Annotated in this window: 10 protein-coding genes, 4 tRNA genes and 1 riboswitch; of the genes, 9 read left to right on the forward strand and 5 right to left on the reverse strand. The window is 60.7% G+C overall.

The genetic code is table 11. From position 1 onward, the window contains the following. On the reverse strand, positions 1 to 544 hold a 544-nt coding region (locus tag A2J01_RS34810; RefSeq protein ID WP_197494365.1), incomplete at its 3' end, for an alcohol dehydrogenase catalytic domain-containing protein. Positions 545 to 573: 29 nt separating this feature from the next. Beyond that, positions 574 to 1047: a DUF4334 domain-containing protein gene (locus tag A2J01_RS34815; RefSeq protein ID WP_064114485.1), complete on the reverse strand. Its 474-nt coding sequence runs from the start codon at positions 1045 to 1047 to the stop codon at positions 574 to 576. Between the two features lie 120 nt (positions 1048 to 1167). Between A2J01_RS34815 and A2J01_RS34820 the strand changes: the two genes are divergently transcribed. The 3 genes from A2J01_RS34820 to A2J01_RS34830 all read left to right on the forward strand — a co-directional run bounded on the left by A2J01_RS34820 (position 1168) and on the right by A2J01_RS34830 (position 3152). Next, a complete protein-coding gene (locus A2J01_RS34820; protein ID WP_030535258.1) occupies positions 1168 to 1710 on the forward strand; it encodes a TetR/AcrR family transcriptional regulator in 543 nt (180 codons plus the stop codon). Between the two features lie 219 nt (positions 1711 to 1929). Beyond that, positions 1930 to 2238, forward strand: a complete 309-nt coding sequence (locus A2J01_RS34825; RefSeq protein WP_156519496.1) for a hypothetical protein — start codon at positions 1930 to 1932, stop codon at positions 2236 to 2238. 62 nt (positions 2239 to 2300) lie between these two features. Continuing rightward, positions 2301 to 3152 (forward strand): alpha/beta fold hydrolase, encoded by an 852-nt coding sequence (locus A2J01_RS34830; protein ID WP_030535259.1) that lies wholly within the window; start codon positions 2301 to 2303, stop codon positions 3150 to 3152. Between the two features lie 88 nt (positions 3153 to 3240). On the opposite strand, the gene A2J01_RS34835 is transcribed toward A2J01_RS34830, so the two are convergent. The 3 genes from A2J01_RS34835 to A2J01_RS34845 all read right to left on the reverse strand — a co-directional run bounded on the left by A2J01_RS34835 (position 3241) and on the right by A2J01_RS34845 (position 5211). After that, a tRNA-Lys gene (locus A2J01_RS34835) sits at positions 3241 to 3313 on the reverse strand. A gap of 12 nt (positions 3314 to 3325) precedes the next feature. Further along, positions 3326 to 4717 carry an MFS transporter gene (locus A2J01_RS34840; protein ID WP_064114486.1) on the reverse strand — a complete coding sequence of 464 codons (1392 nt, stop codon included), beginning with the start codon at positions 4715 to 4717 and terminating at the stop codon, positions 3326 to 3328. After that, positions 4714 to 5211, reverse strand: coding sequence for a MarR family winged helix-turn-helix transcriptional regulator (locus tag A2J01_RS34845; RefSeq protein ID WP_064114487.1), 498 nt, complete (start codon positions 5209 to 5211; stop codon positions 4714 to 4716). Before A2J01_RS34845 ends, A2J01_RS34840 begins: the two co-directional genes overlap by 4 nt. Before the next feature lie 405 nt (positions 5212 to 5616). Between A2J01_RS34845 and A2J01_RS34850 the strand changes: the two genes are divergently transcribed. The 6 genes from A2J01_RS34850 to A2J01_RS34875 all read left to right on the forward strand — a co-directional run. Continuing rightward, positions 5617 to 6270, forward strand: coding sequence for a TetR/AcrR family transcriptional regulator (locus tag A2J01_RS34850; protein ID WP_003940323.1), 654 nt, complete (start codon positions 5617 to 5619; stop codon positions 6268 to 6270). Positions 6271 to 6382: 112 nt separating this feature from the next. Beyond that, a tRNA-Glu gene (locus A2J01_RS34855) sits at positions 6383 to 6455 on the forward strand. Positions 6456 to 6590: 135 nt separating this feature from the next. Beyond that, positions 6591 to 6664 (forward strand) — tRNA-Asp (locus tag A2J01_RS34860). 70 nt (positions 6665 to 6734) lie between these two features. Beyond that, a tRNA-Phe gene (locus A2J01_RS34865) sits at positions 6735 to 6811 on the forward strand. A gap of 241 nt (positions 6812 to 7052) precedes the next feature. Then, positions 7053 to 8681 (forward strand): ABC transporter substrate-binding protein, encoded by a 1629-nt coding sequence (locus A2J01_RS34870; RefSeq protein WP_064114488.1) that lies wholly within the window; start codon positions 7053 to 7055, stop codon positions 8679 to 8681. Between the two features lie 179 nt (positions 8682 to 8860). Next, a riboswitch (SAM riboswitch) is annotated at positions 8861 to 8956 on the forward strand. A 4-nt stretch (positions 8957 to 8960) separates the two neighbouring features. After that, positions 8961 to 9705, forward strand: a 745-nt coding sequence (locus tag A2J01_RS34875) for an LLM class flavin-dependent oxidoreductase (RefSeq protein WP_064114489.1), incomplete at its 3' end; no start/stop codon positions are given.

Raw genomic sequence — 9705 nt, forward strand, 5'->3', positions numbered from 1 at the left:
GAAGTAGATTCAGCACTGCACCCGCGCCGGTTTGAAATCCGCAGCCGAGGGGAGCCGCGACGGTCAGGTCCACCGCAGGATCGACGACGACGGTGTTGTCGGCAGAGGCGATGACGTATTCCGCGAAGCTGGACTGGCCGAAGAAGGCGGACCGTAGCGGGGTTCCGTCTCGCCGGATCGGCGTCGAGCCGTCGGTGCGTGCGCCAGAGCTGTTGAGCGCGTGTGAGCTTTCGCAGTACGCCCGATGACCGCTGAGACATTGCCTGCACGCACCGCAACTGCGATAGCTCAACAACACGTGATCGCCGGGCACGACCTTGTCGATCGCCGAGCCGACGGCCTCGACCACCCCCGCCCCTTCGTGCCCGAACACGCAGGGGCCGAGTCGTTCCGGTAGCACCGACTTCGTGAACAGATCTGTGTGGCACAGGCCGGTCGCGACGATGCGAACCAGGATCTCGTCTGCGCGGGGTTCGTCGATCTCGACGGTGTCGAGTGTGAAGGGGGAGTGCGGGCCGTGTGAGAGCGCCGCTGTCATCTGCATGGCGGACGTCGAATTCTGTTCGGCGCGAATCACGCTCGCTCGAGCAGGAAGTAGTAGTGCTGTCCGCCGTCGAGAACCAACGCCGATTTTCCGTTCATGATGCCCATGAGCGTCGAATCGTCGACTTTCTTGAAATGGTCGAAGATCGGCGCGCCGTCGTAGACCATCGTCGCCGTGACTTCGCCACGAAACTCGATGTTCCACAGACTTGCCTCGCCATTGCCGCTCTTGACGTCGGAGTAGAGGTTGCGGTCTTCGTCTCGGCAGATCAACGGCTTGGCGTCCTCGACCGAGTTGAAGGTCTTGCCGTACCAACGGCTCGCGAACAGCTTTTCGTGAAGACGGTGACCGGTGGCGAAGTCGTCACCCTTCCACTCGCCGAGGATTTCTTCGGCGGCGACGGTTTCCAGCGCGGCCCACACTTCGTCGAGTTCTGCTGGTGATACACCACTTTCCGCAGCACGGAGCCGGGTGAATGCGGTTCGAGCGTCATCGAGATTCATGTCTCTCCTTGCGTCGGCGGGTGAGTTGGCCGAAGTTCGCGAACCAAATTGTTCGTCAACTCTGCACGCTACGCCGAACCGGATGGTTCGGCAACGGTCGATTCGTTCTAGGCTGTGAACATGCGCTCAGCAGGGGAAGCTACGAGGGACCGCATTCTGGCGGCCGCAAAGGACGAATTTGCCACGTACGGGCTGGCCGGCGCGCGGATCAATCGGATCGCCGCGCAAGCGCGTGCCAGCAAAGACCGTCTCTATGCGTACTTCGCAAGCAAGGAAGAGTTGTTCGCTGCCGTGACCGAACAGTGGACGTCCGAAACAACCGCGGAGACAGCACTTCGAGGTGACGACTTGCCGGGCTATGCAGGTCGCCTCTTCGACAACTACGTTGCCCATCCCGAGAACGCCCGATTGCAGCAATGGGCGGATCTCGAAGCGCCGGACGTCATGAGCGAGGACGACATACGAAGCAAGACCTTCCGGCCTAAAGTTGCGGAAATCCGCAAGGGGCAGCTCGAGGGACACATCGACCCCGCGTGGAATCCCACGGAGTTGATCCTGCTGATCACGGATATCGCCCGGATGCTCGCGCTCAAGTCGTCTCGTTCCATCCCTCGACGTCGGGAGGCGGCAGTCGAGGCGGTTCGGCGTTTGATTGTGGCGTAGCGAGTCCAAACGCGAACGTCCACGCCCGTCGCTGTGTGGTTGCCCGGATTTACGGATTTCTCAGTAACGGTGCGTACGTTGGGCGTCGGCTCGTTGACGCCCTCGGGATGTTGACGTGCCGCCAAAACTTTTGTCGTCGACTGTTCAGATGCTGGTGAGCAAAAGGATCGCGGCCGGCCACCCTGACTGAATATCGTCGACGCCGAGCGTGTTCCTTCGGTGCGCGCACCTGTTCAGCATCTGGAGTGGACCCGTGTCGAAGTGGCTGTGCATGTGAAGATCTCGAAGAAGGTAGCGCTGGTCGTTGTGGCTGCTTGCGCCCTGACGTTGGGATCGGCGCAAGTCGGAACCGCCCGCGCGGATGCGCCGGTCAAGGTCAGCGTGGCCGGTCATGTGGTGAGCGCCGGGCACTTCGAGCAGGTGCGGCGCCCCAACCGGTGTGTGAAGGCCGGGACGGGGAAGTCGAAACCGAGCGAGCAGAAGTCCACGAATCGCAGTGGGCGTCGAGGCAGCGGGGGATGCTTCTGACAGTGATTGCGAAGTTCCGCAATCAGCCGTCGCAAATCTGTAACACGTTCTAATCTTGCGGTATGGACGTGACTTACGAAGGGACCAAACGCGAAGTCGCTACCGACAGGGGGACTTTGCGCTATCACGAGGCGGGCGATGGTCCGCCGTTGATCCTGTTGCACGGCTCCGGGATCGGCGTGAGTGGATGGCGGAATTACCGGGGGAACCTCGAGGTGTTCGCAAAGCACTTCCACTGCTACCTCCTGGAGTTCCCGGGGTTCGGCGTGAGCGATGCCGTCGACGGTCATCCAGTTCTCACGGCAACCTCGGCGGTGGTTCGATTCATGGATGCGCTGGGAATCGAATCCGCTGCGATGATCGGCAATTCGATGGGCGGAGTTGTCGGGGTCAACGTCGCGATGAGGTTCCCTGACCGCGTCCGCAGATTGGTCACCATCGGAGGCGTGGGCCCGAACATCTTCAGTCAGAACCCGAGCGAAGGTACGCGTCTCCTCCAGGAATTCGCCGACGCTCCCAGCCGTGAGAAGTTGGTTCGCTGGCTCGAGTGCATGGTTTACGACAGATCCGTGATCACCGAGGAGCGGATCGAGGAACGATGGCAAACGGCCAACGATCCGGCCTCGCACCAGGCATTGACCGCGATGTACGGATCCAAAGCCTTTGCCGCTCAGCAGCAGATGATGTCCAACTCGGATGTGCCGCCGTACTGGTCGATGATGCACAAGGTGCAATGCCCGACCTTGCTGACATGGGGGCTCGATGATCGGCAGTGTCCACCGGACATGCCGATGATTCCGATGCGACTGATTCCGAACGCCGAACTGCATGTATTTCCGAACTGCGGGCACTGGGTGATGATCGAAGCCAAGGAGGCATTCGAGCGCGTGACCCTCGAGTTCCTGCTTCGATGACCTGCTGTTGCATTCATGTGGCACGAATCGATGTGGCACGAATGCACAAGACCCGGCGCCTCTGAATGAGGCGCCGGGTCTGTGTTTGTGCCCCCAGTAGGACTCGAACCTACGACCTGCGGATTAAAAGTCCGTAGCTCTACCAACTGAGCTATAGGGGCGCGGCGCAGAGTCTAACGGGACCGCAGAGTCCGTGAAAACACCACCCCCACCAGAAGGGCGATTCCGATGACGGCGATGGTCCCGCCCGTGCGATGCAGACCCGCGTCGTCGATGGTTCCGCGCATGGTCAGCTCGATGATGACGGCCGCAAGGTTGGCGCCGATGTACTGGATTGTTCGGTACAGACCGATCGCAGTTCCGACGTCGGCGGAGGTGGTCACCGAGTTGATCAGGTTCTGGTTTCCCATGTTGTTGAAGCCGTTGGGAATGCCCAGGATCGCCGCAATCAGCAGGAGTGCCACAAGGGGAGTCGAACTCGATTCGACAAAGGCGATCAGAATCCCGCCGACAGCCAACGCGGCGGTGCCGATCAGGAGGGTGATCCGTGCGCCGAATTTCCCGTACACCCTGGACGCGGACATGGTCGCGAAGATCCCGACCGCAGCGACGGGCAGCATGAAGAGCCCGGCGCTGATCGGTGACATTCCGCGGGCTACCTGTAGCCACTGGGGGAGTCCGAAGAAGATGCAGTAGAACGCTGTGTAAGTCAGCAGGGTCCGGCCGAGAGTCATGCTCAGTGCGCGGTTTCGGGCGATGGCACGGACGTCGATGAACGCCGAGGTGGTTCGACGTTCCCACCAGACGAACAGGAACGCGAAGAGGGCCGTCGACGGGACGAGATACCACTTCGCGTGCTCGGCGAGAGACAGGAGGAAGAGCATCGTCGACGTCGTCAGGGCTAGAAACAGCGTGATACCGAGTGGGTCGAGAGACTTGAACAACGCAGTGGCGCCGGCCCGGTCGGGCAGGGCGGAGTCGCTCGGGGCGGCGAAGAAGACCCATACGGCAGTGACGACGACAAGTGGGAGGTTCACCCACATGATCGACTGCCAACCGAGTGTGCCGACCAGCAGCCCGCCGAGAGTAGGCCCCAGCGCGACGACCGATTGAGCGCAAATGGTGAGTGTTGCTATAGCTGAACGGGTTTGAGCCCGGTGACGGTCAGCGTATTCGCGGATGACGGTCATCGCATTCGGATACTGTGTCGCCGTGCCGATTCCGAGCAGAATTCGCGCCGCGATAAGCCAACCCAGTGACGGGGCGAGCGAGCCGAGGATCGATCCGGCAGCGATCAGACCCAATCCCGCCAGATAGACGCGTTTGGCGCCGAGGATCGATCCGAGTCGGCCAGCCGCCGGTGCCGTGACTGCAGTCGCGATGTAGAGAGCCGAGATGACCCACGCTGTGCCCGAACTGGAACCGAAGTATGTAGCGATCGGGACGATTGCCACCGCAATCATCGACGAGTTCAGTGCCTGAAGGACGGTTCCCGAACCGAGAGCAAGACTCAGTTTCAGGGGAACGGAGGCTTGGGGTGTCGACGTTTCGGCGACGGCGGTCACGGGTTCATCAGTGACTCCTCTGATATCGGTGTCGATGCTGATGGCGGGGAAGCGTCCTGGCCTAGTGTGCGCAGGATGCGGCCGGCGATCAGCAGCAAGTCACGCTCGGCTTCGGTGCACTCGGCGTCGATGACCTCAGCCAGCCACTCTGTTCGTTTCGTTCGGTCTTCGTGAAGGGTCGATGTGCCGAGTTCGGTCATCGTGACCAAGACCGCGCGGCCGTCCGATGGATCCGCCCTTCGCGTCACCATGCCCTGTTCTTCGAGCGCGGCCACGGTCTTTGCGATTGATTGCGGTGTGACGCGCTCGAATTTTGCCAACTCTTTGGCGGTCGACGGACCTTGTCGGTCGAGGTGGCCGAGGGCCTGGATCTGGCTCGGCGTGAGCTTGTGGTCGTTGCGTTTGGTGCGTAGACGTCGGACGAAGGCACCCAGATCGTCCCAAAGTACGTCGATCTCGTCTCGAGCCTTACTGCGACCCTCTCCAACGTTCATTTAGACAGTCTAACTGTGTTGTTTCGCTGCTGCCAGTACGGTTTCGACGAAAAAGGGGGAATAAACAATTGCACTAGTTGTTTAAAACCTTGGGACTGCTGTCCATCGGTCGGCGAAGCAGTTCCGTCTGCGAGGTCGAATTATCAGAATCTCGTGCACGAAAAAGCTCGGATGCGCACCCCCTGCGGCGCACCCGAGCGGCCAAAACCATACCACTTGGTGTCTTTTGGGCATAAAGTCGGTTCTTGTCCCCTGAACAGCCGATTGCGTCTAGTACTTTTGGCGGGTATGGCTCTAGTCCTTACGTAGGGTGTGGTGGAGGGGATATTGTGAAGTTTCGGGGGATGACAGGCGCCGATCACGGCGGCTCTGCGTACCAACTCTGCGAGAGGCACAACACCGTAAATGGCACGTCAACAAGAGCGTGCGCGGCGTACCCGCGCCGCCCTGGTCGAAGCGGCTGCAGTCGAATTCGCCAAGCGCGGCTATGCAGCTGCGTCGGTGAACACGATCCTCGAGGGCTCCCGCGCCACCAAAGGCGCCATGTATTTCCATTTCCAGTCCAAGGAAGAGTTGGCGCGAGCGGTTCTGACCTCGGCTATCGAAACCTTCACTGGAATTACTGATCGTTGGGCCAAGAGAACAGACCTCGATCCATTCGTCGCTTTGCACGGTCTCGTGCTCGACATTGCCGAGGTCTTCCGTGCCGAGGTAATCGTGCAGGCGGAATTCCGGCTGATCATCGAGCCCGAGTTCTACAAGGATGTGCAGTCCGGTGGTGGGCAGGTCTGGGGAAAGACCGCCTACGAGTTGGCATTGCGTGCCAAGGACGACGGTTTGCTCCGAGAAGACGCCGACCCGGACAAATTCACGCGCGTACTGGCAGCGAGCCTTGCCGGCCAGCGGTACATGGCAGACCTGATTGCCTCCAGTGGAGATCTGGGCGAGTGGTTCGAGGAGTCTCTCGAAGTAGTCCTCGAAGCCATGGCTACGCCGCAGTGGTTGGAGACGTTCCATCGTGACGGGTGGCCCCAAGTCGAGTTCCCTGACACTGAATAGTGCACTTTTCTGCCCGTGAACAGGCGATTTGTGATTTCCGAATGCCGTGCCATAAGCTATCCAAGCTCCCAACGGAACGCCGTTGGGGTACTAGTTCGGAGAGATCCGGCGGGCCCCCTTCGTCTAGCGGCCTAGGACGCCGCCCTTTCAAGGCGGTAGCGCGGGTTCGAATCCCGTAGGGGGTACGTTTTGCGAAAGCGAAACGATGCAGTATGGTTTGACCCGCACGACACGCTTTGAGATGCACAAATGCCAGGCCAGGACAGTGGTTTGGGAGCGGCTCGAAGATGTAGTACGGTTTCACAGCAAGGAAAAAGCAAGGCCCTGTGGCGCAGTTGGTTAGCGCGCCGCCCTGTCACGGCGGAGGTCGCGGGTTCGAGTCCCGTCAGGGTCGCAAAGCTTTGTTCTCAATCAATCGGTTGAGAACAAAGCAATGCGATAGGCATTCGGTTCGGGTGCCGTCCGGCCAGGTAGCTCAGTTGGTACGAGCGTCCGCCTGAAAAGCGGAAGGTCGCCGGTTCGATCCCGGCCCTGGCCACCATAATTCTTATCGACAAGCTCCAATCTCATGTTCTTCGAACATAAGGTTGGAGCTTTTTCGTATTCGGATGTCAGTCGCCGTCAACCACTCGGCCCGATCATCTCAGTTATGCGCATCCTTTGTCTCCGTGAATGTTTCCGGTCACCGGGAACGTGCTGGGCGTCACTCCACAGAGGACATCACTATTAGCCGATTGCGGCCGATCCGTGGCTGCGTCTACTGAAAGTGAGGTGGAATCTCCGTGTCGCACTCGAGATCTTGGCGCATCGGGAAAGTCAGCCGGGTCGCCGTCGCATTGTTCGGCACCGGGGTTCTGTTGGTGGGCTGCGCGAGCAACGGTGACGACAGCGGGACCGATACGACGACCGCGTCGGCGGACGTCGTGACCGGCATGGTCAACGAGCAGCCTGATCCGGGAACTGCGGTGGCCGGCGGGACCATGACGTACGGCGTACAGGTGCTCGTTCCCTCACTCGACCCGACGAAGACGGCCGCGCGCGGCGGTTCCGGCGGTGAGGCCTTCGCTGCTGTGTACGACGTCCTGATGAGTTACGACACTGCGAGCGGCGAGTTCGAGCCCAAGTTGGCTGAATCGCTCGAGACAGCTGACGACGGAGCCACCTGGACGCTGAAACTTCGCGACGGTGTGAAGTTCAGTGACGGCACCACCCTCGACGCCAACGCCGTGATCGCGAGCATCGATCGGTACAACGCGGGCAAGGGCAATGGCGCCGAACTGTGGCTGGCTTCGGTGGAATCGGCGCAGGCAAGCGGTCCGACGACAGTGGAATTCAAGCTGAAGACGCCGTGGATGCGTTTTCCGTCGATGCTCGCTCTCGGGCACGGGATGATCGTCGCCCCGAGTTCGCAGCAGGGCGACAAGTTCACCGCCATCGGAGCCGGACCCTTCACCGAAGATGTCTTCACACCGAGCGTCGAGCGAATCTTCAAGGCCAACCCGTCCTACTACGGCGGCGCCCCCAAGCTGGACAAGTTGCGGATGGTTGCGCTCAACGGTCCGCAGGCCAATCTCGAATCATTGAACAGCGGTCAGCTCGATGTCGCCTACATTCGCGGCCTCACGTCGGCGATCAATTCCGCCGAGTCCGCTGGCTACCCCGGCTACATCGACGTGCTCAATGCCGGTAGTGCCGAGATTATCAACAACCGTGAGGGCCGACCGGGCTCGGATGTTCGCGTTCGCCAGGCCATCGGCTACGCGCTGGACACCACGTTGATCGATCAGCGAGTGGAAAACGGTGAGGGACTGCCGGGCTCGGAGTTGTTCGGTCCGACGTCTCAATGGCATGTAGACACACCGGGTATTGCCTACGACCCCGAAAAGGCCAAGGAGCTTCTGAATCAGGCGAAGGCAGACGGATACGACGGCAGCCTCGACTACGTCGCGCTCAGTGAGCCCAAGGACCACGCGATCGGCCTCGCCGTGCAGTCACTGTTGCAGGCCGTCGGGTTCGAGGTGAACTTGATCTTGGCCAACAACGCCGGCGACATCGTGCAGAACGTCTACGTCAAGCACGATTTCGACCTCGCGCACGCGGGCATCGGAATGTACGAGTCGATTCTCGATCTCGGATTGTTCTCCACGACCAACAGCACCTCGATGGCGAATACTGCTGGATATGCGAACCCGGCGATGGATCAGCTGATCGCAGATCTACAACAGGCCAAGGACAATTCGTCGACTCTTGCGATCATCGGCAAAATTCAGACGCTGTGGAACGAGACGGTTCCGTCGGCGCCGATCGGCGGGCTCACGTCGTTCTGGGCTTGGCAGAAGAACGTGCACGGTGTGGTTCCGACTGCAACCGGCATCATGCTGTTCGATCAGGCATGGATGGGCGCGAAGTAGCGTTCCAGCGCACACCGAGAGCTCCGTCCGACGCGAGTCGGGCGGGGCTCTTTCGTGTCTACGTCGGCTAGCGTTGCGCAACCCTTTCGATCAGGATGATTGTATTGAAATATGTTGTAGGTCAATATGATTCGACAAGCGTGATTTGACTTGCCCAGCGTGGCCCGCATAGATTGCATCCACCATCCAGAGTGGCTGAGAGACCTGGCTCGATGATGCCGCAGCAACCCGCTACCTAACCGCAGTGTGGGTGCTACCGCCAGGACCGATGGAGGACACATGACTGTATTTGCCGTGGGTATCGAACTGGACGGCGAGGGCACTCACCCCGCTGCCTGGCGCCGAAGCTCACATCGCCCGGATCAGTTGCTCACGGGTAAGGCCGTGCGCGATCGCGTCGCGGCTGCCGAGAATGCGGGCTTCACCTTCGCGACGTTCGACGATTCCATCCTCCCTCCGAGTGGTGACGTTGTCGGCCGCATCGATGCCGTCTCCAGGGCGTCATACGTGGCGGCGACGACCAGCACGATCGGACTGGTCCCCGTCGTCGGGACCACGTACGCCGAACCGTTCCACACCTCTTCGCAATTGGCGACATTGGACTACTCCTCGCGTGGGCGTGGCGGCTGGCTTGCTGTTCCGGTCGAAGACGATGCCGCGGCGAGGGCGTGGGGGAGGGCTCCGGTAACAACGGAGTCGGCGCGTCAGCAGGAGCAGCGGGATTCGGTTACCGTCGTGACAGATCTATGGGATTCGTGGGAGGACGACGCCGTCGTCCGTGACTATCTCAGTGGGCGTTTCCTCGAGCGTGATCGTCTGCATTACGTCAATTTCGAGGGCGACACCTTCTCGGTGAAGGGGCCGTCAATCGTTCCGCGGCCGCCGCAAGGCCAGTTGGTGGTGTTCGGCCGCCACGGCGACATCGAACCACACCAGGCCGATGTTGTTCTCGTTTCCGGTGATTCGGTGGAGGCCATTGCACAGTCGGCTGCCAAGGCGCGCGATGAGGGCGCGTCATTGGTGG

The organism is Rhodococcus sp. EPR-134 (assembly GCF_001647205.1).
GTDB lineage: Bacteria > Actinomycetota > Actinomycetes > Mycobacteriales > Mycobacteriaceae > Rhodococcus_F > Rhodococcus_F qingshengii.

Bases quoted from the DNA above. Each gene is read 5' to 3' on its own strand.
- A2J01_RS34845 (WP_064114487.1), bottom strand. From the start codon at position 5,211: ATGAACGTTGGAGAGGGTCGCAGTAAGGCTCGAGACGAGATCGACGTA.
- A2J01_RS34830 (WP_030535259.1), top strand. From the start codon at position 2,301: ATGGACGTGACTTACGAAGGGACCAAACGCGAAGTCGCTACCGACAGG.
- A2J01_RS34850 (WP_003940323.1), top strand. From the start codon at position 5,617: ATGGCACGTCAACAAGAGCGTGCGCGGCGTACCCGCGCCGCCCTGGTC.
- A2J01_RS34820 (WP_030535258.1), top strand. From the start codon at position 1,168: ATGCGCTCAGCAGGGGAAGCTACGAGGGACCGCATTCTGGCGGCCGCA.
- A2J01_RS34815 (WP_064114485.1), bottom strand. From the start codon at position 1,047: ATGAATCTCGATGACGCTCGAACCGCATTCACCCGGCTCCGTGCTGCG.